This window comes from Microbacterium sp. A8/3-1, from assembly GCF_040267695.1.
In the GTDB taxonomy this organism is placed as follows: Bacteria; Actinomycetota; Actinomycetes; order Actinomycetales; family Microbacteriaceae; genus Microbacterium; species Microbacterium luteolum.
On sequence record NZ_CP158357.1, the window covers coordinates 4,327,081 to 4,348,807 of the forward strand.

The following is a 21,727-nucleotide window of genomic DNA, read 5'->3' on the forward strand; positions in this document are numbered from 1 at the left end:
CGATGCCCGCAAACCTCCAGCAGATCCTCGATGCGGCCGTCAACCCCGTCGACCATCTCCGCAACGTACAGAATGACGCCTACATCGTGCCGGTCGTCTCCTCGGAGTTCTCGAACTGGCGTCTGGAGCAGCAGGCCTGGCGCGAGAGCGCCATCCTGTTCGACCAGACACATCACATGGACACCCTGCTCATCCGGGGGAAGGATGCGCTCAAGCTGATCTCCGACACCGCGGTGAACAGCGTCGCGAACTTCGAGGTGAACCGCGCGAAGCAGTACGTCTCGGTGACCGAACAGGGATGGGTGATCGGCGATGGGATCCTCTTCCGAGAAGAGGACGATGAGTTCGTCTACATTGGCCGACCGCCAGCGCAGAATTGGCTGCGGTACCAGGCCGAGGTCGGCCGCTACGACGTCGACATCGAACTGGATCGCCGGTCGCCCACCAATCCGATGGGACAGCCCGTGGATCGCGTCCACTGGCGCCTCCAGATCCAAGGACCGCGCGCCTGGGACATCATCGAGAAGCTCAACGGTGGCCCCGTCGAGAAGCTCAAGTTCTTCCACATGAGCAGCCTGACGATCGCCGGAGCGAAGGCGCGAACGCTGCGTCATGGCATGTCCGGCGTCCCCGGGCTCGAGCTGTGGGGTCCGTACAAGGATTACGTCAAGGTGCGGGAGGCGATCATGGCTGCCGGTGAGGAGTTCGGCCTGCGCGCATCCGGGGGACGCACGTACCCGACCAACACGCTCGAGTCCGGCTGGATCCCGGACCCGCTTCCTGGCATCTATACCGACCCGGATCTCCGTGCCTACCGCGAGTGGCTGCCTGCGACGAGCGCTGAGGCGCGAAACGCGATCGCCGGCAGTTTCGTGTCCTCGAACATCGAGGACTACTACCTCACGCCCTGGGAACTCGGATACGGGTCGTTCGTGAAGTTCGACCATGACTTCATCGGCCGCAGCGCGCTCGAGCGAGTGGACGTCGAGGCTCAGCGGAAGAAGGTGACGCTCGCGTGGAACACAGAGGACCTGGGCAAGATCTTCACGTCGATGCTGAGCGATGAGGGGACGGGTTACAAGTACTTCGATCTGCCCCTAGCGAACTACGGCTACTTCAACTTCGACTCCGTGCTCGACGGGGACGACCGTAATGTCGGCTTCTCGATGTGGACCGGATTCAGCGCGAACGAGCGCAGAGCGCTTTCGCTCGGCACGATCAACCCCGATGTTCCGATCGGCAGCGAGGTGCGCGTGATCTGGGGCGAGCCGGACGGAGGCAGCCGCAAGGCGACGGTGGAGCGGCACCAGCAGCTGGCCGTTCGTGCCATCGTCAGCCCGGTTCCCTACTCGGTCGTGGCACGCGAGGAGTACCAGACCGGATGGCGGACGGCCGCGGTCTCCGTGTGATCGTCTCGGGCGGCTCACGCTTCGGTCGGCCGCCCGTAGCCACATGATCAGAGCCGCTTCCGTGCTCTGACATCCATCTCTTTCTCGCTTTCGCAGAGGGGTAACCATGGACAACGATGTCCTCAACACGAACAGTGTGAACTCGGCCACTCGCTCGCATAAAGGGTCCTCCCGGCGCAGAGTGCTCGTCGCGACTCTGGTCGGAACCGCCTTCGAGTGGTACGACTTCTTCATCTACGCGCTCGCCGCGTCGTTGATCTTCGCACCGGAGTTCTTCCAGCCCGCGGGGCCCAGCGCGGGGCTCCTCCTCTCCTTCGCGACCATCGGCCTGTCTTTCCTCTTCCGGCCTCTTGGAGCGGCGCTCGCCGGGCATTTCGGAGACCGACTCGGTCGCAAGCGGGTCATGGTCGCCACTCTCCTCTGCATGGGTGTGGCGACAACAGCGATCGGGCTCCTTCCGACATACGCGAGCATCGGCCTCGCGGCCCCCGTTCTCCTGGTGTTGTTGCGAATCCTCCAGGGACTCGCTGCCGGAGGCGAGTGGGGCGGTGCCGCCCTCATGGCCGTCGAGCATGCCCGGCCCACGCGTCGTGGGCTGGCGGGATCGATGCCTCAGCTGGGTGTGCCCCTGGGGTTGCTCCTCGCCACGGGAATCAACGCGCTCATGACGGGCGTCATCGCGCCCGGAGACGCGTTCCTCGAATGGGGATGGAGAGTCCCGTTCTTGTTCAGCACAGTGCTCGTGGCGATCGCCTTCATCATTCGTCGTTCGGTCGACGAGAGTCCCGCGTTCGTCGAACTTCGCAGCACGAAGTCGAGGGAGCGCATGCCCATCGCCATCCTCTTCCGACGGCATTGGCGCCTGGTCGTGCTCGCCGCGCTCATCTTCGCCGGGAACAACGCCGCAGGGCAGATGACGAGCGGCGGATTCCTCTCGGCGTACGCCACGAATCCGGACGGCGACATCGCGCTCGCGCCGACACTCGTGCTGATCGCGATCACGATCGGCGGGGCGACCATGTTCGTGACCACGCTTCTCGGGGGATTCCTCTCTGACCTGGTGGGCAGGAAGGCGGTCTACGTGGTGGGCTACGTCCTGCTCGGACTCGCGGTCTTCCCCCTGTTCTGGCTCACCGAGACCGGGGAATTCGGGCCTCTGGTTCTCGGCGTGGTGCTCTTCTCGGTCGGATTGGGCGTCGCCTACGGACCCCAGGCGGCGTGGTACGCGGAATCGTTCCCCACCGAGGTGCGGTACTCCGGCGTTGCCATCTCCTACGCGCTCGGTGCGATTGTCGGCGGTGCGTTCGCGTCGCTCATCTCGACCGCGCTCCTGCAGGGCACGGGGACGATCACGTCCGTGGGCGTCTATCTCGTGGCGATGATCGTGGTGTCCCTCATTGCCGTTCTGGTTCTGCGCGACGAGCCGGGGAAAGATCTCTCATGACCGTCGTCGAGGCACCGGTGGCAGACTGGGTGGATGTTCAGGAGCTGCTGCGAGATCCCTATCCGATCTATCGGCGTTTGACCACCGAGGTCCCGGTGGCATGGGTTCCCGCCCTCAGCCGCTACCTCGTCACAAGCTACGATCTCTGCCGCGCCGTCGAGGAGGATCAGGAGCTGTTCAGTGCATCGGTGACCGGCGCCGGTGCCACCATGGTGCGTGCTCTCGGAGGCACACCCATGTTGCGGAAGGACGATCCGGAGCATGCCGCAGATCGAGCACCCCTGAACCCCGTACTGAGGCCCCGCTCTCTGAAGCAGGCATGGCAGCCGCGGTTCGCGGCGACCGCTCTGAAGTACGTCGACGTGTTGAAGGAGATCGGACCCGATGCGGCCAATCTCGACCGGGACTTCGCGGCTCCCGTAGCCTCGCAGAACCTGATCGACCTGATCGGGATTCCGAGTGCATCCGTCGAGGACATGCGCCGCTGGTCGAGTTCTTTCGTCGCCGCTACGGGGAACTTGCTCGATGATCCGGGTCTCTGGCAGGAGGCGGAGGCATCTCAGGCCGAGGTCGAGATCGCGCTCGCGGATCTCATCCCGCGCTACCGAGCGCAGCCGAACGCCTCGATCCTCAGCGCCCTCGCGAACAGTGACCTGAGCCGCGAAGACATCGCCGCCAACGTGAAGCTGGCGATCTCAGGGGGAATGAACGAGCCGCAGCACGCGATCACCACTTCGGTCCACGCTCTGAGCATCTTCCCGTCTCAGCGCTCAGCGGTGCTCGATGATCCGACGCTGTGGCCGGCCGTCTTCGATGAAGCCATCCGCTGGATCTCGCCGATCGGAATGTACCCACGAGAGACGACACGTGCGACGAATCTCGGGGGAGTGGATCTGCCGGCCGGAGCCTCGATCGGCGTCGTCGTCGGGGCGGCGAACCGGGACCCCGCGCACCTGGAAAACCCCGAGCTCTTCGACCTCGCGCGCGGAAGAACCCCGCACCTCGCCTTCGGTAGCGGAGTGCACCTCTGCGCGGGGCACTGGGCGGCTCGGCTGTCGATCGGTGAAACGGCGGTGCCCACTCTGTTCCGGGAGCTGCCGGGGCTCAAGGTCGATATGCGACGACCATCGTCGTTCGTCGGCTGGGTGTTCCGAGGAGCCAGCGAGCTCCCCGTGACCTGGGACCACTGAACCTTCGCACATCGTCGGACGAGAGGACCGCATACCATGACCGACACTCACTCCGAGGCGCAGCTCACGTTGGCAGAGCTGCTCAAGGACTTCTCCCTCGAAGTAACGGGCAAAGAGCAGGAGAAGCTGGCTGACGCTGCCGATCACATCCCGCAGGGAACGCGTGTGAACGTCACGTACCTGGGAAACGAGGATCGAGCCTCGAGAGTGGGGACTGCCGCGAGCGCCCGCCGGCTCGGCTTCACGCCCGTTCCGCACATCTCAGCGCGCCTCGTCGACAGTGAGACAGAGCTGCGAGATTTCCTGAGCGACCTCGGGGAGGCCGACGCAGCCCACAGCGTCTTCGTGATCGCCGGAGACCCTCCTGCACCGCACGGCCCGTACTCCGATGCGCTGGCGGTCATCGATACCGGTTTGTTCGCGGGCCACGGTGTGGAGGATGTCAGCATCAGCGGCTACCCGGAGGGGCACCCGTCGATCTCGGCGGCGAAACTGTGGGACGCCCTCGAAGATAAGATCCGCTCGCTCGAGCGACAGGGAATACCGACCAGCATCACCACGCAGTTCAGCTTCGACGCGGATCGGGTCCTGGACTGGATCGCCGAGGTGCGACGACGCGGTTTCGACCTACCGATCCGCATCGGTGTCCCCGGGCCTGCGGGAGTGAGACGGTTGGTGCGCTTCGCATCTCGTTTCGGGATCGCCTCCAGTGCCGGGATCGTCAAGAAGTACGGGTTCTCCCTGACCAACCTGCTCGGTACCGCAGGACCGGATCGTTTCCTCGCCGACATCACCGAGGGGTACTCGCGTGAGGTCCACGGTGACCTGCGCGTTCACTTTTACACGTTCGGCGACATCGAAGCGACTTCGCGGTGGGTCGAGGAATCTCTCGCGGTCCATCGCTGACCGCTCTCGCATCCACCTCGTATGAGGGGTGGGAAGTGCCGACCGCACTTCCCACCCCTTCTTCACCGGGCGCTGCGCCCGCCGACTGCCGCAGTGAGGTCGCGCGAGAGCGAGCGGACACGTTCAGCGAATTCTTCGCCTCCGCGTACGTCGATCGCAGAGCGGAAAGACGTGACGGCAACGACGAGGGCGGCTGTTCCCGATTCGTCGAAGATCGGGAACTGGATGGCGGTGGCGTCGGCGGGGATGCCCGCGTCCGGACCGCCGTCGTTCTGCTGCGTGATGAGCTGCCATACCCGTGCGAGCTCGGACCGAGGAGCCTCTGGATCAGAGACCACCCTGTTGAAGTCGTCGATGACCGCGTCGCCACGGGTGACGGCGAACCCGCGGGCTCGCGTCTGCTCGAGCAGTTCGGTGAGTGCGGCCCGATCGACAGTGCCGGTCAGGTGCCGAGCGTTCTCGATCCATGTCTTGACACTCTCTTCCGTGCCCCACGCCGCGAACGAAGGTGCCAGCGGAGCGGCGAACGGAAAGGATGCTCCGACAGGCCGTTCGTGTGCAGCGACCCCGGACTTGATGTTCATCGCATGCAGTACGACCACACTGTCGCCCGACAGACCGCAGACGACCAGTTCAGCGTCGAGCTCCTCAGCAGCGTCGCGGATGGCGTCGCGAACGGCGTCGGCGAGTTTCAGCTGGCGTGCGTAACCGTGGGCGTCGAATGTGAGCGACGGGACGGTGAACGACCCGTAGCCTCCCCGGAGGAACAGCAGTGGGAGACCGGCGTCAGCGTCGCCGACGCCGAAGTCGTTGACGGAGGCAACGACGATGTCGTGGTCTCCTGCGACGTGCACGTCCGTGATCGACGCGTCGAACCACGCCACAGCATTCTCGAGACGCGGGATCCCTGTCTCGGTCTCGACCCACTCTGCGCTCGAGAAGCGATCGGGCGATTTCTTGGCGAACGCTCGGCACACGGCCTCGTGATTGGCGCCGAGGACATTCGCGACGAACCGACCGCGCGCTCGAATGGCCGGGAAGGTCGTCGAATCACCATTGGGCATGAATCCCACGAGGGGCGGGTCCTGGGAGACGGCCGAGAACGTTCCGACCACCATAGCGACGGGTGCGCCGCTTTCATCCAATGAGGTGACGAGGGTGACGCCGGTGGGATACTCCCCGAGCACGGTGCGCCACCAGTCGGCCCGATCGGTGTTGTCGACGACGCTGTTGCTGACCCCTGCCGGTGAATTTTCTTCGGATGACATTGCTGCTCCTGCCTCGAGCCATAGCCCGTATCGTCCGATAATCGTACCCAAGAAACCGTTAAATGAACATGAGTGAAGGGTTTGGATTTTCGACCCGAGCGGCTCGCTCGTGTACCTCGCGGCCCCTGCTATCCTGACCGATAATCGGGTTCAGGTAAACCTCAATCGGCCAGTTCGAGCCATGGATGTAAGCCGCAGATTCCCGGTTCGGAAGGGGCACCAATGGAAACCGCCCAGACAGCGGACTACGCGTTGTCGATATTGCTGGCGCTGGAAGAGAGACCTGATCAGACGATCTCAGAGCTCGCGGTGAGTCTCGACCTGAGCCGCAGCGTCGCTCAAAGGATCGTCGTGACGTTGCACAATCGCGCGTTCGTGATTCGAGGGCGCGACGCGAGATACTCGCTGGGGCCCGCGTTGATCGAGATCTCCGCGTCGCTGCCGCACCAGCTTGCGATCGCTGCTCGCCCTTATCTCAAGGACCTCGCCCAATCGACCGGAGAGATGATCGTGCTCGCGGTGCCGGAAGGCGACGAGGCAGTCGTCATCGCGCGCCGGAGCGGAAACAGCAGTCCGGTTCGGGTCGAATATGAAGTCGGGTTCCGGCACCCTCTCTGGCAGGGGGCGAGCGGAGTGTCCATCCTCGCGAACCTGGACACGGTCCGACGGAGGAAACTCGGATCCCCAGCCGGTCAGATCGATGTCGAGGCGATTCGCGCGCAGGGCTTCGCTCGTACATCCGGTCAGCTGCGCGAGCACATGGAGGGTCTGGCGGTACCGATCATGAGCGAACGCGAGGGTGTCGTCGGGTCGATCGCCGTGGTTGCACCAACTGTTCGGTCAAGCGACCTCGATGATCACGTCGTGGCGCTTCGAGAGGCCGCGACGGCGACCAGCGCAGACTATGAGGCGGAGCGAAGTTTCTCCCGGCGTGCCGAGGCGCAGGTGAGTCGCGCATGAAGGAGATCTCGAAGACTGCAGATAGAGCTCTCGACATCCTCGTGGAGCTGCGGGACGGCGAGCCGGCGACACCGCAGCAGCTCTCGCGCCGGATCTCCGCCAACCGCACGGTTGTCCAGCGACTCCTGATGACGCTGCTGGCCCGGGGCTTCGTCGTCAAGACGGGTGGAGAGTATGCCCTCGCGCCGCGGATGAGCCGACTCGCCGATGCTGTGGCGCCGCGACTGAGGGCTGCATCTCAGCGGTCTCTTCTCGCGCTGGGCCGCAAGGTGTCCGAGACCGTCGTCCTTCAGATCGTCGACGGCGATGACATCGTCGTGCTCGTGGAGGCGGTGCCGACGAGCGAGATCGCCTTGCAGGTGCGCCATGGTGTCGGTTCCCGAAGCTCCATGTTGCGCTCGGCGAGTGGGCTGGCGATTCTCCCGTTCCTGCCCGCATCGATGAAGGCGCGCATCCTGGATGGAGCAGGGCCGGGGATTCACGACCGGGTGTCGGAGATCGAGCGGGTGAAGTTCGCCATCAGCTCGAGCGAATTGCAGGACGGCGTGAGCGGCATCGCTGTTCCCGTCTTCGGGCCGGAGGGCGTGGAGGCGAGTATCGCGGTCCTCGTGCCTGCGCCCCGGGAAGGGGACCTCACTCGCTATCTCCCAGACCTGAAGCGGCAGGCGAAGAGGATTGAATCCCTCATGGTCTGATCTTCTCTCCGTATCCATGTCAGCGGGGCCGTACCTTCGGGTGCGGCCCCGCTTTTTCGTCTAGATCGATTATCGACATCTGGAGTCCGATTCTTGACCATGAGACGTGAACGATCTATGCTGATCAAATAACGTGGTTGCGCGTCCGATAATTGGCAACTACCTCGATCAAACGGAGTTCAGATGAGTGGAAAGGTAGCCCGCCTCGGGCACGTGGGAATCGCGGTCGAGGACATCGATCGGTCTGTCGCGTTCTACACCGAGGTCCTCGGTATGCGACTCACAGAGATGTTCCGCTACGGCGCGGATGAGGTCGGTCACGGCACTGCTGTGCTCGCCGGGGCATTCGTGCGCGGCGACGCGGACACCATTCACCACCGCCTGTCGATCTTCACGCTGCGCGATGCGGCAGAGGCTCCCGGCGCTCGCACGCTGGGGTTGCATCACATCGCGTTCGAGATGGATTCCAGTGACGATCTCGTCGCGCTCTACAACCGCTTCGTCGAAGTGGGCGCTCCGATCGTCAACGCGCGCATCGGCGGGCCCGGCAATCAGCCGCGGTTCTATGGGATCGATCCGGACGGCAACCTTCTGGAGTTCTATTGGAACATCGATCAAATCGGTTGGGACGGGATCCCGCGACCTTACGCGCCGATCCAGGAGATCGAACTCGCTGACTTCGACTTCGCCGCGTACGCCGCTGAGCGCGAGCGGATGGCGATCGACGAGCAGCGTCGCCGCGCTGCGCTCTGACCCTCGACGAACAGGATTTTCGACATGACCAAGATCGCGCGATACTCCCACGCCGGGCTCGAACGACTCGGAGTTCTTCGTGGAGAGGACTACATCGATGCGAATCGAGCACTGGCGGCGTCCTACGCCGCTGCAGGAAAGCCGAACTCGGCTGCACTCGCCGACGCGATCCTGCCGGTGGATGCTCTCGCGTTCTTCCGGGGTGGCGAGACGACACTCGATGCCCTTGCCGAGGCGGTCGCGTACGTCGACGCTGTGGACGACGAAGCGGCGAGGCGCGCAGGTCTGCTCGTGTCCGTGTCCGAGACCACCACGCTCGTACCCATCCCCAATCCGCCGAAGATCATCTGCGTGGCGAGGAACTTCGGAAAGCATGCCGTCGAGGCGGGGCTTGCGATATCCGAGATCCCCATCCTGTTTGCGCGATTCGCTGCGACTCAAGTCGCGGACGGAGCTCCGGTCGTCGTGCCGGCGGTCTCGGATCAGGTGGACTGGGAAGGTGAACTCGCGGTCGTGATCGGTACCGGCGGGCAGCACATCTCCCAGGCGGACGCGTTCGCTCACGTCGCCGGGTACACGATCTTCAACGATGTGTCCGTGCGCGACTACCAGTTCCGAGTCACGCAGTACACGGGAGGTAAGAACTTCTTCGCCTCCGGTCCGATCGGGCCGACGATCACACTGGTGGACGAGGGCATCGATCCGCATGATGCACGGATCGTCACCCGGCTGAACGGCGAGGTGATGCAGGACGCGAGCACCGAGGAATTCATCTTCGACATCCCGACGATCATCGAGCACATCTCCGAGTTCATCCCGCTCGAACCGGGAGACATCATCCCGATGGGCACTCCCGCAGGTGTCGGCTTCAAGCGGACCCCGCCCGTCTTCCTCCGCGCCGGTGACGTCATCGAGGTGACCGTCGAGGGTCTCGGCACTCTGAGGAATCCCGTGATCGCCGAAGTCCGTTGAGGCGGTCAGAGCGATGCGAGTGAACTTCGGCTCGGACGGCACCGCCGAAGTCAGTGAGATCGGCGTGTTCGACGCATTCTCGGTCGACGCCGGGGGGCGGTCGCTCGAGCAGATCGATTCACTCCTCCGAGGAGCGAGTGCAGGTCGGGTGACTGAGGGACGGGCCGAGGTCGCGATCCGGTTCGTGCTGTCTCAGGCCGGCCCTCGAGCGGTCACCTCGGAATGGCGGGACGGGTTCGACGAGATGGTCGCGTTCGCCCGATCGAAGCAGTGGATCTCGCCCGATCAGAGCTCGATCATCGCCCATATAGAGAACGCGGCGAGCGCGTAGCCCGCTGAACCGTCCGTCGTGAAGGAGTCCAACATGGCAACAGTCATCTCGGGGTCTGCCATCGCTGCATCGGTACGAGCCGAGGTCGCAGACGGCGTGTCAGATCTCATCACTCGCGTGGGCCGAACTCCGGGCCTCGCGACCATCCTGGTAGGAGCAGATGCTGCCTCGCGCGTCTACGTGGCGAGCAAGCGAAAGGCTTGCGTCGCCGCCGGTATGACCGACCATCATCGGGAGCTTCCGGGCTCGGCGACTCAAGACCAGGTCTCAGCGGTCATCGACGAACTCGCCGCCGACGATCGTGTGTCCGGAATACTCCTCCAGCTTCCGCTTCCTGACCATCTCGATGCAGGCGCGCTCATCGATCGCATTCCGGCAGCGAAGGACGTCGACGGACTCACGATGGTGAGCGCGGGAGCACTCAGCGCGGGCAAGCCGGGACTGCGCCCGTGCACTCCGCTCGGGGTCATCGAGATCCTCGATCAGAGCGGAGTGGAGATCGGCGGCAAACGCGTCGTCGTCGTGGGTCGCTCGGCCCTCGTCGGTCGGCCACTGGCGCAGCTCTTCGTGCAACGCGATGCCACGGTGACGATCGCGCACTCCCGAACCGTCGATCTCGCAGCGGTGACGCGCGAGGCGGAGATCCTCGTGGCGGCCGCGGGTGTCCCGGAGCTGATCGGAGCGGAACACATCGCCGAGGGTGCGGTGGTGATCGATGTGGGGATCCACCGCACCGGTACCGGCCTCGTCGGTGACGTCGACTTCGCGGCGGCTGAGATTCGAGCGTCGCAGATCACCCCGGTTCCAGGGGGCGTGGGGCCCATGACCATCGCGATGCTCCTCCGCAACACGCTCCGAGCGGCCGAGGCCGCCGACCAGTCCCACATCCGACGCACGAATCCCTGAACGAGAAGGACATGAAATGACCGCGACCGACACACTCCTGAGGCCTGTGGCCGGAGAGATCACTCCCGCCAACCGGGCCTCCCTGATCATTCACGGTCGCGACCGTTCAGGCATCGTGGCCGCTGTCACCGCGGTTCTGAGCGCGCACGGTGGCAATATCGTCTCCCTCGACCAGTACTCCGATGACCCGGAAGGCGGTCACTTCTTTCAGCGCACGATCGTGCATTTCGACGACATGGGGGTGATGCCCGAGTTGGAGAAGCACCTCTTCTCGGCGCTCACCGAAGATCTCGGGCTCGAGTTCACGCTCCGTGACCTCTCGACCCCGTTGCGCGTCGCGGTGTTCGCATCGAAGTCGGACCACTGCCTCCTCGACCTGTTATGGCGGCAACGGCGAGGTGAGTTGCCGATCGAGATCACGATGGTCATCTCCAACCACACCGACACCCAGCGTGATGTCGAGGGATTCGGTATCCCTTTCCATCACGTCCCGTCGCAAGGTCCGGACAAGTCGGCCGCCGAGGCGGAGAACCTCCGTCTGCTGCGGGGAAACGTCGACCTCGTGGTGCTCGCTCGTTACATGCAGATCATCTCCGAGGATTTCATCAACGAAGTAGGCGTTCCGATCATCAACATCCACCATTCGTTCCTCCCCGCCTTCATCGGCGCCGGGCCTTATGCGAAAGCCAAGGAACGCGGCGTCAAGCTGATCGGAGCGACAGCGCACTACGTCACGCCCGACTTGGACGAGGGTCCCATCATCGAGCAGGACGTCGTGCGAGTGACGCACTCCGAGACGGTCGCCGATCTGCAGCGCCGCGGAGCCGACGTCGAGCGCAGCGTGCTCTCGCGTGCGGTGAGGTGGCACAGCGAGGATCGGGTCATCCGATTCGCGAATCATACGATCGTGTTCGCATGAGCGCGGTCCGGCCGTACAGTTCGGAGGGCACGCTCGAAGAGTGGCGCACCTTGGCAGATCTCCCTCCTCTCGACGCGTTCACAGACGGTCAAGTGGCGTATCGTCCCGCTTTCGTCGATGACCTCGTCGGGGTGCAGCTCGATCTCGTCGATGCTGGCGGCCGGAACATCGTCGCGAACTTCGTCGATGCCCACACAGTGCATCTCACGTTCTCTCCTGAGGGTCTCTCGTCCGAAAGTCGCTACGACGCCACTCGAGTGCGAGAGGGGATCTATCTCGTCGACCTGCTTCACGACGCCTGGCCGATGGATGGCGCTGTGGAGGATCGGCCGCGGTCGGTCAGTTGGGCTCTCGACCTCAACGCGGGCCAGATGATGATCGCCGTCTCCGGCATCGTGATCGCGGATCACGATGCGCACGGCGCCCTGTTGCGCGCGCGGACGGATCACGAATCCTGGGCCTTCCGAGGCACCGATCTGCGACCTCATCCGCGCAGTGCGGGGATGGCCGGCCATCGCGTCTACTGGCTTTACAGCAGTACCGATCATTACGACCACGTGTACCTCAATGGGAGCAATTTCGCGTGGCAGTGCGTCTCGGGAGTAGAGAAGGGGCTTACGGAACTCGACAGGACCAGGGCCTACGAGATCGCAGACGGCTTGTTCTTCTTCTACTGGACGGAGAACGTCTTCGTCGTCGAGACCGCGATGTTCGTCGATCTCAAGGCGATGCGCACCTACGGGCGCATGTTCGGGCTGGATCGTCACGACGGCTCGATCCTGCATCATCAGTTCGGCGCGGTCGGTCACCTCCTGAATCGGACTGAGTACCCCACATTTCCGCACTGACGTCGAAGGCATTCGAACTCTCGAGTTCGAAAATCGAAGAATCGTTGTGCTCCACCCATCGCTACTGTACCTTTTGGAAGGTAAGTAGCCCGACGATCCGAAAGGGTTGAAGATGAGCATTGAAGCAAGTACTCAAAGTGTCGATATTCAGGGCCTCTCCGAGCCTGAGTACATCACCGTGAACGGGCTGAAGACGGCCTATCGTCGTTCCGGAACCGGGGAGCCTTTGGTCTTCCTCCACGGGATGGGGCTCGCGAACAGCTGGCTCAAGTCGCATGCGCTGATGGCTGAGCACTTCGACGTCATCGCGCCGCAACATCCCGGATTCGGCCGGACTCCGCGGCCTGCCTGGTACCGATCGCTGGACGACTCGGTGGCGCACTACGCCGATGTGCTCGATGCCCTCGGCGTCTCCCGAGCGCACCTGGTGGGGCATTCATTCGGAGGACTGTTCGGCGCGGCTTTCGCGGCGACGTATCCGGAGCGCATTCTCAGCCTGACGCTCGTCGCGCCTCTGCCTCTGCCGGTAGTGCGTCCTTCCTCTGAGGAGGGCAGCCATGAAGGAGAAGCGCCCCCGAACCTCATGGAGCTCCTGTTCAACGAATCCTTCGAGCAGTATTCCGAGTACGATCCGCCGGAGGACCTGGGGCTGTTCGTCGATGAGCCGGACGACGAGTTCTCCGATCCGAGTGCGTGGAAGTTCGATCCGGCACCGGGTCTCTACCGTCGACTGTCCCGCATCACCGCGCCCCGCCAGATCCTGCTGCCCGATCGCGACCAGGTGATCGGCGAGACCACCGGTGCCGACTGGTCGCGCTGGGCAGATGCGCCGATCGTCACCATCTCGGGGGCCAGCGCATCGACAGGCCACATGCTGACCGAGCAGGAGACAGAGAAGTACGTGGGCGCGATCGTCGCACTCTCGCAGCGAGCGAAGGGTTGATGACCCATCATGACTGACACCACCGTGTTCACGCCATCCTCGACCATCGACGTTCTCGGGCTTGCGACGACCTACAGGCGTGTGGGAGCGGGAGAGCCGTTGATCTACCTCGGGGATCAGGGCTACTCGGGACGCTGGATCCCGCTCTTCGACTCGCTCGCGTCTCGATTCGACGTCATCGTGCCCGACCATCCCAGCTTCGGCGGGACGGACATCCCGGACGGCCTGATGACATTCACCGACCTCGTCGTCCACTACGCGGAATTCCTGGACGCCCTGGGCTTGAAGGATGCGCACGTCGTGGGACATGGGTTCGGTGGCTGGATAGCCGCCGAGTTCGCGGCGGTCTATCCCGAGCGGGTGACGTCGCTCACGTTGGTCGCCCCTACCGGAATGCTCCCCGACGAAGACGAACCGATGGTGGACTCGTTCCGCCTCGATCGCGAGAAGTGGCTCGACGCCGCGCTGGGAGCCGACAGGTCCGAATGGGCGCCGATCATCGATGCCGACGAGGATGGCGCCAACAGGGTGCTCACCGACTACCGCGAGCGTATCGGCATCGCCCGGGTGGCGTGGAATCCTCGATACAGCCTCGCGCTGGAGCACCGGCTTCAGCGAGTGAAGTCGCCGGCTCAGGTGCTCGTGCCCGACGAGGATGCGTTGATCGGCCCCTCGGTGGCGCGACGATTCGCGGAACTCCTTCCGACCGTCGCGAGCTCCGTCACCATCTCCGGCGACGGAAGAAGAAGCCAGCACATGGTCGTCATCCAGGAGCCGGAGAAGATCGCTCACGCCGTCACCACCCTCACCGCGACCGAATCCTGATCCGTCGCGAACGAACACTCGCCTTTCCATCCACAAGTTCGGGCCCCCAGTGCGGCTCGTCACTCGGAGGTCACCATGAGCCACTACAAGAAAGAACGCACGCTTCGTTTCCACCTCTTCATGAACGGCAACGACGGCTACATGCCGCACATGCTGGAAGGCAAGCGTGATACGAACTACATCGACCTGCCGAACGAGGAGTTCAGCAGTCCGATGCTCGCCCAGGATCAGATGCGCAGGTATGTGTCGAACCTCGCATCCGGCGAGCTGCTCGGCTTCGACTCTGCGGTGACGATGGAGCAGCGGGTACCCGCCATCTATCCGAGCTCCATGATCATCGCGTCCTGGCTGCTGGCGAAGACATCCCGAATGCCGATCGGTGCGCTCGGCCCGACGTCGACCACGTACGCGACCCCCATCAAGCTCGCAGAGGAGCTCGCGATGCTCGACGTCCTGTCGGGCGGCCGCATCTTCGTGGCGTTCCCGATGGGCACGGGGCCCGTGTACTACCAGACCGGGGCCAATCCGACGACCGCGCGGCGGCGTCACCATGAGTCGATCAGGCTGATCAGCCGCGCTCTCAACGAACCGGGGCCGTTCGAGCACCGAGGTGAGTTCTTCAACCTGCCGTACGTCAACCTGTGGCCGAAGCCGCTCCACCAGATCGAGACGTGGCTCCCCGCGTCCGGGTCTCGCGAGTCGCAGGTCGAGGCCGCGCGCGGTCGTCACACCTACGTCACCTTCTTGAGCAGCAAGAAGGGGATCATCCGATACATCGATCAATTCAAGAAGATCGCTGAAGAGGAATTCGGCTACACGCCGCCGCCCAGCCAGCTCGCCGCGTGCGTGAACGTCTACGTCGCCGAGTCCGACGCGCAGGCGCGCAAGGAGTACGAGGCGGGTCTGCTGTGGTTCTACCAGAGCGTCCTCCGCGGCAACTTCGAGGACTCGTTCCCGCCCGGGGCCACATCGTGGCAGTCTCTGCAAGGGCTGCTCAAGGGTGGCTTCGCCTTTAAGCCCGAAGACATGACCTATGACGACATGATGGACCAAGGTGTCGCGGTCGTGGGGTCGCCCGAGACGGTGGCGAGGAAGCTCGAGGAGTTGCGTCAGGAGAGTGGCGTCGGGCAGATGATCATCATCGGTGACGGCGGCGGCTCGCCCGAGTGGATGGTACGCAAGTCGATGGAGCTGTTCGCTCGCGAGGTCATGCCGAAGTTCCGTCCCGAGGGCGGACGGCCGGTCTGGGACGACGAGGAGCGTCAGCCGGGATACGCCACGCTCTCCGAAGCGGGCGCGCGTTGGCCCGGAGTGCCGCGGGATGCGATCGCAAAGGTCGGCGACGACCTCTACAACGTGCACCATTGGCACGTGGACGACCTGCGGAAGCCGGTCGACGGTGTGCCCCCGGTGTGGCCTCGCTGAACCGGTCGATCGATTCCCTCCTCGAGAAAGCAGAGAGTGTGATGTCCGCAACATCTTCAGCCGCGACCGTCGCCGATCTTCGACGGCGTCCCTTGACGTCGACCGTCGGCGAGTCCTGGGGGCCTCCGCAGTACACGGACTGGATCGACGAGAGCCTCTCGTGGAAGCAGACCGCCTACCTCGGGGACTGGTCCTTCCTCCCCACGCTCAAGTTCCGAGGACCGGACGTCCTCCGTCTCTTCTCTGACACCTCCGTGAACACGATGAAGAACTTCGCCGTTGGCCAGTCCAAGCACATCATCCAGTGCGATGAGAACGGCAAGATCATCGACGACGCCATCCTGAGCCGCTCGAGCGAAGACGAGTACATCTCCTTCAGCACCTCGTGGGTGGACTACATCCGCCGCAACGGCGACTACGACGTGGAAGCGGAGTGGGTCGACCTGGCCAAGCACCATCTCCAGGGGCCCAGATCTCTGCACATCCTCGAGAAAGCGGTCGGCCACAGTCTCCGGGACGTGAAGTTCATGCGGTCGGTGAACGTCGTGATCGACGGGGTCGAAGTGGTGGCCCTTCGTCAAGGCATGACTGGCGAGGTGGGCTTCGAGCTGCAGTATCCGAAGGAGCATGCCGAGCGCGTATGGGGAACCCTTCTCAAAGTGGGCGAGGAATACGGCATCCGCCAACTCGGCGGGCGCACCGCGATGATCAACCACCTCGAGGCCTATTATCCCACTCAGGGTCTCGACTATCTTCCCGCCATCTACTCGGACGAACGCGCAAAGGGCTATGTCGCCGAACTCGAAGAGCAGGGATGGCTCGACCTCTACTACCGTATCGCCGGCAGCTTCGAGTCAGATGATGTCGCAGACTGGTACCGCAGCCCGGTCGAGTTCGGATGGGGCAATCGGATCAACTTCGATCACGACTTCGCCGGCGCGGAGGCGCTACGGGCCGAGCTCGCGGATCCGCGACGCACAGGCGCGACGTTGGTCTGGAACGCAGATGACGTGGTGGATGTGTACGCATCCCTCTTCCGCAAGGGCGAGCCGATGCCCGACTTCATGGAGTTGCCACAGGAGCCCCGCGGATATGTGTATGCCGATCAGGTGTTGAAGAACGGAGAACTGGTCGGCGTCACGAGTTCCCGCGGCTACAGCGCTTACTTCCGGGAGATGATCTCCCTCGCGGTCATCGACGTCGAGCACTTCGCGATCGGCGACGAGGTCACGGTGATCTGGGGGAACCCCGGCACGCCGCAACGCGAGATCCGTGCCACGATCGCACCGGCGCCCTACAAGGAGAACCGCGCACGCGTGGATCTGCATACGCTCTGAGGAACACGCATTGAGGGCTCCGCATCCTCCCGTATGCGAAGCCCTCAACGCGGACCTACCCGCGAAGCTGGACTCGCACAGCAGCTGGAGAGCGGAACACGAATCCGCGAAAGCGGACCGGGCCGTCCGATTCATCCAGCCGCATCTCGGGGAACCTCTCGAAGAGGCCCCGGATCGATCGACTGATAGCCGCACGGCCGAAATAGTTTCCGGCGCAGAAATGCATACCGGTGCCGAACGCCAGATGGGGCCGCACGGCTCTACGCAGATCGAACTCGGCGGCGTCATCGCCGAAGACCGACACCGAGCGGTTCGCGGCGCCGACGGCGGCATTCACATAGGTTCCTGCCGGGAGAGTGACGCCCTCGAGTTCCGTATCGATCCGAGTGCGGCGGATATTCACCTGTATAGGCGAGACCCATCGGATCGCCTCCTCGATCGCAGGCTTGATGAGCCCCGCGGGATCCGTGTTGAAGTCCGCACGGGCACCGTCGTCGGCGAGCAGCGCAGCCGCGAGCGTGCTCGCTCCGTGGCCGGGCTCCTGCAGGCCACCACCGATGACGACTTTCAGCGTGGGAGTGATGTCGCGCACACGTTCGACGAGCGTGTCGCCGGCTGCGCCCTGGAGAAGATGGCTGACGATCGAATCGTCGGGGTTCTTCTCCACCCGCGCGAAGACGTCGAACATGTACTCATCGATTTCTCGGCTGACCGCGTTCGCCTCGACGGCGATATCCATATCCATCGTCACGTTGGACGAACCGAGGATTATGCCGCGGAACCAATGCTGCAGAGTCGCCGCATCCAGTTCAGGCACTCCGATCACCCGGCCGACGCTGAGCACGGAGACAGGCTCGAAGAAGTCGGCGACGAGATCGACGTGCTGACGCTCGTCGAGAAGACGCAGGCGCTCGTCGATCACCTCTCCGATCACCCGATCCGCGTAGCCGTCGATCGCGGGCCGCGAGAGCGCAGCGTGGAGAGCCTTCCGGTATCTGCGGTGGCGGGGGCCCTCGAGGCTGAGGATGTTGTGCTCTCCGAGGCATTCCAACGGTTCGGCCGGCAAAGCCGGCATGAAACTCTCCACATCCTCGTGTACGCGTCGGACGGCTTCGTAGCCGGTCGCCGTCCATCCGCCGGCTGCAGGGATGAACGCTACCGGCGCCTGGGCGTGGAGCCTCTCGTACAGCGGGTAGGGATCATCCTCGAGCTGACCGACCGTGATCGTCTGAAGCTCTTCGTCGAGCGTGCCCCGGGTCATGACTCGACCTCCAGATCGTCGAACTCTGTTCCCTCTTCGTAGGGACCGAGGATCAGGTCGGCGCCGTCCGCAGTGAGCGCGACCCGCCCGCCGATGATCCCGGTCGGACCGGTGCCGATGTGGCCGACGGTCACGAAATCGACCCGCGCGGCCCGGTCGTCGGGGTCGACGATCGAGAGGACGTAACCTGATCGTCGACTCTCCAACCACGGGTCCCTGATAGGAAGCGACAGCATCCCGTGGTGTCCTACGAACTCCACCGAACCGGCGAATCGAAGGACATCGATCCGCGAGTCGGCGTCGTCGACTGCATCGACGGAAGGAAACCAGAAGACTGAACGGCCGTCACGCTCTGCACCGTCGCGGCTCTCGATGTGCCCCGAGGACGAGTCCTCGACGTAGTGCCGCAGACTCGCCTTCACTCCCCAGCCCAGCCGTCTCACAACTGTTCCTCCGGAACGATGACCGTCAGCCCTTCGAGCGCCGAGCAGCTGACGAGCTGACAGCTGAGCCGGCTGCCCTCGCGTCGTTCTCCGGCGGTCGAATCGAGCATCTCGTCCTCGTCCTCGCTGACCTCGGGAAGTCGTGTTGCATCATCCGGCGAGGTGTAGACGTGACAGGTCGCACACATCGCGTTGCCTCCGCACTGCCCGATGATGCCCGGTACGTTCGATCCCACCGCGCCCTTCATGAGGCTCGTTCCATCGGGGATCTCGATCGTTCGGGGGTCGCCGTCGACCAGGAACGTCACGTTTGCCATTGCGTCGCTTTCTCTCGATCAACGAGGGGCGGGTGCGCGGGATCACGCACCCGCCCCTCGTGGTGGGTCAATCTGCGGCTGAAGCTGCGCCGCTCAGCCCCACTCGGGTTTGAACTCGCCGACGGTCTCGCCGGTGATGAGCACAGGAGTGTCGATCTTCAGCAGGTCGACGGAGGCTTGCGTGATCTCGCTGCCGGAGACGGACTCGATCAACGCTTCGGCCAGGAGCTTTCCGGTCTGGAGCGGCCAGGTCGCGGTCGTGCCGAACAGGGTTCCATCCGCCACCGCCTCGGTCGCCTGCCCGCTGCCCCCCAGGCCGATGATCTTCACCTGCTCTGTCTTCCCCGCTTGCGCGATCACGGGAATCGCGGCAAGGGCGCTCTGGTCGGAAACAGCGAAGAATACCTGAGCGTCCGGGTGAGCATTGAGCGCGTCGGGCAGGGCCTTCGCGATCTGGCCCGGGTCGTACTGGCTGACGACTTTCTGTACGACTGAGGCGTCAGAGCCGAGAGCCGTTTCGATTCCGTTGATCAGGTCGTTGGTCCATCGGTCTGTGGGCGAGGAGATCTCGGCGATGATCTCGCACGGGCTCGCGCCAGCGCACGCCTCCTTGATGAGCTCCACGTCGACAGAGACCTGTGACTCCAACGGCGTCACCGCTACCGCCACCACGCCGTCGACCTGAGGTTCGAGCGCATATGGATCCGTGCCGACGGCGGTCTCCATCGTCGCCACGGGGATCCCTGCTGCGGCAGCTGCGGCGGCGCAGGGAACGCCCGTCGCCGGGTCGACCGGCACGAGAATGATCGCCTGGAATCTTCCGCTCGTGATCGCGTCCTGGCACTGGGAGATCTGCTCCTGCGGATCGAAGTGCGCATCGAACGACGTGACTGTTCCGCCGTCAGCGCTGACGACGTCCTCCGCACCCTGGGCGACGGCTTCAGGGAAGTCGCCTCCGATGTAGCCGAGGAAAGCGATGTTGACCGGCTTGGTGCCGTCGGAACCATCATCCGTGGGCGACGTCTGTCCGCCTGTCGAACATGCCGCTAGCACGGGCAGCAGGGCGACTGCGCCCACCATGGCCCAACGTCGAACTCGATTCATTTTCATCTCGGGAACCTCCTGACTCGATAGGGAGTCACGGGATGCCCCACTCGATACCCGTGATCGTTTTACGGAACGGTAGCAACGATTATCGGCAAGGTCAATGATTTTCAGCGACGCGCGATTCTGACTTCGAGAACGCCTTGAGGTCGAACTCCGGGTCGGCGATCTGCTGCATGGAAGGCAGTCGGCGAGCCGTGAGAATGCGACGGGCGGCCATGTGGTCGCCCGTCGCGTTCACCGACTCCACGCACACGAGCTCTCCTTCCGTGAAGGCGAACACCGAGAAGGACCCGTCGCGTTCGTCGCCGCGAACGATGGTCACCGATTCCGGTCCGGGGATGCCCACGATGTTCAGCTTCAGGTCGCCTTGATGACTCCAGAACCACGGCACTTCGCTGTATCCATCAGGGGTCCCCTCCCCGCCTCCGGCGAGAACAGCAGCCAGGTGCTCCGCGTGCCCTGAGGCATTCTGCACGGATTCGAGGCGAGCGAAGCGGCGGGCATGGCGGCTCGGATACCGTGCACAGTCGCCGAGGGCGTAGATGTCCGGATCGGAGGTGACGAGGTCGGAATCGACCACGATCCCATCGTCGACCTGCAATCCTGATGACACGGCGAGTTCGTCGTTGGCGTGGACGCCGACGGCCACGAGAACCAGATCGGCCTCGATCACTTCACCCGAAAGGAGTCGCACCCCGGACGCATTGCCCCGCGCATCGACGGAGATCGAGTGCACCTGCTGCCCGTACAGGACGGAGATTCCACGTCGCGCCAGTTCGGTGCGGAACCACTGGGACATGTGTGGGGTGAGTGAGCGACGCATCGGCGCTTGTGACGACGCGATGACCGTCACCGGAAGCCCTCGGTGAGCCGCTGCGGCGGCGAACTCCAGTCCGATGAAGCCGGCGCCGATCACGACGGGTCGGCGTGCGGTCGAGAGGTGCGCCCATACGGCGCGGCTGTCATCGACCGTCCGGATGCTGTGGACGCCGACCGCGTCCTCTCCCGCAACGCCGAGTCTGCGGTTGCGCACGCCTGTGGCGATCACGAGTTTCGCGTACGGAATCATCTCCCCGGACTCGAGCTCCACGTCGTGTCGGTCGCGAGCGATGCGGACCGCGCGATGCGGAGTTCTCAGGATCACTCGCTTCTGTTCGAAGAACGACGGTCCGCGGAGGGGCAGCGCGCTGGGCGCCTCATCGAGGCTCTTGAGCGATTCCTTACTCAGCGGTGGACGCTGATACGGCAGGTCCGTCTCATCTCCGATGATGGTGAGTCTCCCGTCGAACCCCAGCTTCCGCATCGAATCTGCGAAATGTACAGCGGCTTGCCCTGCGCCGACCACCACGATGTCGTCCTGCAGCATCCTCTACTCATCCCTTGTTGCCGATATTAGAGCTTTATAGTTTAAATAATAGCCACCAGGGTGGCTGTAGATGCTAGCGTTTGGCAAACCGAACGCTTCTGA

22 protein-coding genes are annotated in these 21,727 nt (G+C 64.0%); 16 read left to right on the forward strand and 6 right to left on the reverse strand.

What is annotated here, in order from left to right:
• The first annotated feature begins 2 nt into the window (after positions 1-2).
• From ABS642_RS21255 to ABS642_RS21270, 4 genes are all read left to right on the forward strand, one after another.
• Positions 3-1,409, forward strand: a complete 1,407-nt coding sequence (locus tag ABS642_RS21255) for an aminomethyl transferase family protein (RefSeq protein WP_350351656.1) — start codon at positions 3-5, stop codon at positions 1,407-1,409.
• A gap of 106 nt (positions 1,410-1,515) precedes the next feature.
• The gene (locus ABS642_RS21260) at positions 1,516-2,853 is read left to right on the forward strand and encodes an MFS transporter (RefSeq protein ID WP_350351657.1); all 1,338 of its coding nucleotides are present in this window, start codon (positions 1,516-1,518) and stop codon (positions 2,851-2,853) included.
• Positions 2,850-4,043, forward strand: a complete 1,194-nt coding sequence (locus ABS642_RS21265) for a cytochrome P450 (RefSeq protein ID WP_350351658.1) — start codon at positions 2,850-2,852, stop codon at positions 4,041-4,043. The genes ABS642_RS21260 and ABS642_RS21265 overlap by 4 nt, the downstream gene beginning before the upstream one ends.
• A gap of 36 nt (positions 4,044-4,079) precedes the next feature.
• Positions 4,080-4,949 carry a methylenetetrahydrofolate reductase gene (locus ABS642_RS21270; protein ID WP_350351659.1) on the forward strand — a complete coding sequence of 290 codons (870 nt, stop codon included), beginning with the start codon at positions 4,080-4,082 and terminating at the stop codon, positions 4,947-4,949.
• 62 nt (positions 4,950-5,011) lie between these two features.
• Here ABS642_RS21270 and ABS642_RS21275 read toward each other — a convergent pair whose 3' ends face one another.
• Positions 5,012-6,217 (reverse strand): flavin reductase, encoded by a 1,206-nt coding sequence (locus ABS642_RS21275; protein WP_350351660.1) that lies wholly within the window; start codon positions 6,215-6,217, stop codon positions 5,012-5,014.
• A gap of 222 nt (positions 6,218-6,439) precedes the next feature.
• Between ABS642_RS21275 and ABS642_RS21280 the strand changes: the two genes are divergently transcribed.
• From ABS642_RS21280 to ABS642_RS21335, 12 genes are all read left to right on the forward strand, one after another.
• Positions 6,440-7,177, forward strand: a complete 738-nt coding sequence (locus ABS642_RS21280) for a helix-turn-helix domain-containing protein (protein WP_350351661.1) — start codon at positions 6,440-6,442, stop codon at positions 7,175-7,177.
• Positions 7,174-7,872: a helix-turn-helix domain-containing protein gene (locus ABS642_RS21285; protein WP_350351662.1), complete on the forward strand. Its 699-nt coding sequence runs from the start codon at positions 7,174-7,176 to the stop codon at positions 7,870-7,872. The genes ABS642_RS21280 and ABS642_RS21285 overlap by 4 nt, the downstream gene beginning before the upstream one ends.
• A 183-nt stretch (positions 7,873-8,055) precedes the next feature.
• Entirely contained in the window at positions 8,056-8,625 is a 570-nt protein-coding gene (locus ABS642_RS21290; protein WP_350351663.1) for a VOC family protein, read from the forward strand.
• A gap of 24 nt (positions 8,626-8,649) precedes the next feature.
• Positions 8,650-9,597, forward strand: coding sequence for a fumarylacetoacetate hydrolase family protein (locus ABS642_RS21295; protein WP_350351664.1), 948 nt, complete (start codon positions 8,650-8,652; stop codon positions 9,595-9,597).
• Between the two features lie 13 nt (positions 9,598-9,610).
• Positions 9,611-9,928 (forward strand): hypothetical protein, encoded by a 318-nt coding sequence (locus ABS642_RS21300; protein ID WP_350351665.1) that lies wholly within the window; start codon positions 9,611-9,613, stop codon positions 9,926-9,928.
• Between the two features lie 33 nt (positions 9,929-9,961).
• The gene (folD, locus tag ABS642_RS21305; RefSeq protein ID WP_350351666.1) at positions 9,962-10,834 is read left to right on the forward strand and encodes a bifunctional methylenetetrahydrofolate dehydrogenase/methenyltetrahydrofolate cyclohydrolase FolD; all 873 of its coding nucleotides are present in this window, start codon (positions 9,962-9,964) and stop codon (positions 10,832-10,834) included.
• A gap of 16 nt (positions 10,835-10,850) precedes the next feature.
• Positions 10,851-11,753, forward strand: a complete 903-nt coding sequence (gene purU, locus ABS642_RS21310; RefSeq protein WP_350351667.1) for a formyltetrahydrofolate deformylase — start codon at positions 10,851-10,853, stop codon at positions 11,751-11,753.
• The gene (locus tag ABS642_RS21315) at positions 11,750-12,601 is read left to right on the forward strand and encodes a MoaF C-terminal domain-containing protein (RefSeq protein ID WP_350351668.1); all 852 of its coding nucleotides are present in this window, start codon (positions 11,750-11,752) and stop codon (positions 12,599-12,601) included. The genes purU and ABS642_RS21315 overlap by 4 nt, the downstream gene beginning before the upstream one ends.
• Positions 12,602-12,713: 112 nt before the next feature.
• Positions 12,714-13,544 (forward strand): alpha/beta fold hydrolase, encoded by an 831-nt coding sequence (locus ABS642_RS21320; RefSeq protein ID WP_350351669.1) that lies wholly within the window; start codon positions 12,714-12,716, stop codon positions 13,542-13,544.
• Between the two features lie 9 nt (positions 13,545-13,553).
• Positions 13,554-14,369 (forward strand): alpha/beta hydrolase, encoded by an 816-nt coding sequence (locus ABS642_RS21325; RefSeq protein WP_350351670.1) that lies wholly within the window; start codon positions 13,554-13,556, stop codon positions 14,367-14,369.
• 75 nt (positions 14,370-14,444) lie between these two features.
• Complete coding sequence (locus ABS642_RS21330) at positions 14,445-15,794, forward strand: LLM class flavin-dependent oxidoreductase (protein ID WP_350351671.1); 1,350 nt, start codon at positions 14,445-14,447, stop codon at positions 15,792-15,794.
• Positions 15,795-15,835: 41 nt separating this feature from the next.
• Complete coding sequence (locus tag ABS642_RS21335; RefSeq protein ID WP_350351672.1) at positions 15,836-17,131, forward strand: hypothetical protein; 1,296 nt, start codon at positions 15,836-15,838, stop codon at positions 17,129-17,131.
• Between the two features lie 55 nt (positions 17,132-17,186).
• On the opposite strand, the gene ABS642_RS21340 is transcribed toward ABS642_RS21335, so the two are convergent.
• The 5 genes from ABS642_RS21340 to ABS642_RS21360 form a co-directional block, all read right to left on the reverse strand.
• The gene (locus tag ABS642_RS21340) at positions 17,187-18,053 is read right to left on the reverse strand and encodes a cytochrome P450 (protein ID WP_350351673.1); all 867 of its coding nucleotides are present in this window, start codon (positions 18,051-18,053) and stop codon (positions 17,187-17,189) included.
• Between the two features lie 335 nt (positions 18,054-18,388).
• Positions 18,389-18,835, reverse strand: coding sequence for an HtaA domain-containing protein (locus ABS642_RS21345; protein ID WP_350351674.1), 447 nt, complete (start codon positions 18,833-18,835; stop codon positions 18,389-18,391).
• Entirely contained in the window at positions 18,832-19,083 is a 252-nt protein-coding gene (locus ABS642_RS21350) for a ferredoxin (RefSeq protein WP_350351675.1), read from the reverse strand. Before ABS642_RS21350 ends, ABS642_RS21345 begins: the two co-directional genes overlap by 4 nt.
• Positions 19,084-19,245: 162 nt before the next feature.
• The gene (locus tag ABS642_RS21355) at positions 19,246-20,232 is read right to left on the reverse strand and encodes a sugar ABC transporter substrate-binding protein (RefSeq protein WP_350351676.1); all 987 of its coding nucleotides are present in this window, start codon (positions 20,230-20,232) and stop codon (positions 19,246-19,248) included.
• Between the two features lie 124 nt (positions 20,233-20,356).
• Entirely contained in the window at positions 20,357-21,625 is a 1,269-nt protein-coding gene (locus ABS642_RS21360; protein ID WP_350351677.1) for an FAD-dependent oxidoreductase, read from the reverse strand.
• Positions 21,626-21,727 lie beyond the last annotated feature (102 nt).

Coding starts and splice junctions, on each gene's coding strand:
- ABS642_RS21260 (WP_350351657.1), top strand. CDS start 1,516: ATGGACAACGATGTCCTCAACACGAACAGTGTGAACTCGGCCACTCGC.
- ABS642_RS21355 (WP_350351676.1), bottom strand. CDS start 20,232: ATGGTGGGCGCAGTCGCCCTGCTGCCCGTGCTAGCGGCATGTTCGACA.
- ABS642_RS21335 (WP_350351672.1), top strand. CDS start 15,836: ATGTCCGCAACATCTTCAGCCGCGACCGTCGCCGATCTTCGACGGCGT.
- ABS642_RS21265 (WP_350351658.1), top strand. CDS start 2,850: ATGACCGTCGTCGAGGCACCGGTGGCAGACTGGGTGGATGTTCAGGAG.
- purU (WP_350351667.1), top strand. CDS start 10,851: ATGACCGCGACCGACACACTCCTGAGGCCTGTGGCCGGAGAGATCACT.
- ABS642_RS21315 (WP_350351668.1), top strand. CDS start 11,750: ATGAGCGCGGTCCGGCCGTACAGTTCGGAGGGCACGCTCGAAGAGTGG.
- ABS642_RS21295 (WP_350351664.1), top strand. CDS start 8,650: ATGACCAAGATCGCGCGATACTCCCACGCCGGGCTCGAACGACTCGGA.
- ABS642_RS21270 (WP_350351659.1), top strand. CDS start 4,080: ATGACCGACACTCACTCCGAGGCGCAGCTCACGTTGGCAGAGCTGCTC.
- ABS642_RS21325 (WP_350351670.1), top strand. CDS start 13,554: ATGACTGACACCACCGTGTTCACGCCATCCTCGACCATCGACGTTCTC.
- ABS642_RS21290 (WP_350351663.1), top strand. CDS start 8,056: ATGAGTGGAAAGGTAGCCCGCCTCGGGCACGTGGGAATCGCGGTCGAG.
- ABS642_RS21285 (WP_350351662.1), top strand. CDS start 7,174: ATGAAGGAGATCTCGAAGACTGCAGATAGAGCTCTCGACATCCTCGTG.
- ABS642_RS21330 (WP_350351671.1), top strand. CDS start 14,445: ATGAGCCACTACAAGAAAGAACGCACGCTTCGTTTCCACCTCTTCATG.
- ABS642_RS21280 (WP_350351661.1), top strand. CDS start 6,440: ATGGAAACCGCCCAGACAGCGGACTACGCGTTGTCGATATTGCTGGCG.
- ABS642_RS21300 (WP_350351665.1), top strand. CDS start 9,611: ATGCGAGTGAACTTCGGCTCGGACGGCACCGCCGAAGTCAGTGAGATC.
- ABS642_RS21360 (WP_350351677.1), bottom strand. CDS start 21,625: ATGCTGCAGGACGACATCGTGGTGGTCGGCGCAGGGCAAGCCGCTGTA.
- ABS642_RS21275 (WP_350351660.1), bottom strand. CDS start 6,217: ATGTCATCCGAAGAAAATTCACCGGCAGGGGTCAGCAACAGCGTCGTC.
- ABS642_RS21320 (WP_350351669.1), top strand. CDS start 12,714: ATGAGCATTGAAGCAAGTACTCAAAGTGTCGATATTCAGGGCCTCTCC.
- folD (WP_350351666.1), top strand. CDS start 9,962: ATGGCAACAGTCATCTCGGGGTCTGCCATCGCTGCATCGGTACGAGCC.
- ABS642_RS21350 (WP_350351675.1), bottom strand. CDS start 19,083: ATGAAGGGCGCGGTGGGATCGAACGTACCGGGCATCATCGGGCAGTGC.
- ABS642_RS21255 (WP_350351656.1), top strand. CDS start 3: ATGCCCGCAAACCTCCAGCAGATCCTCGATGCGGCCGTCAACCCCGTC.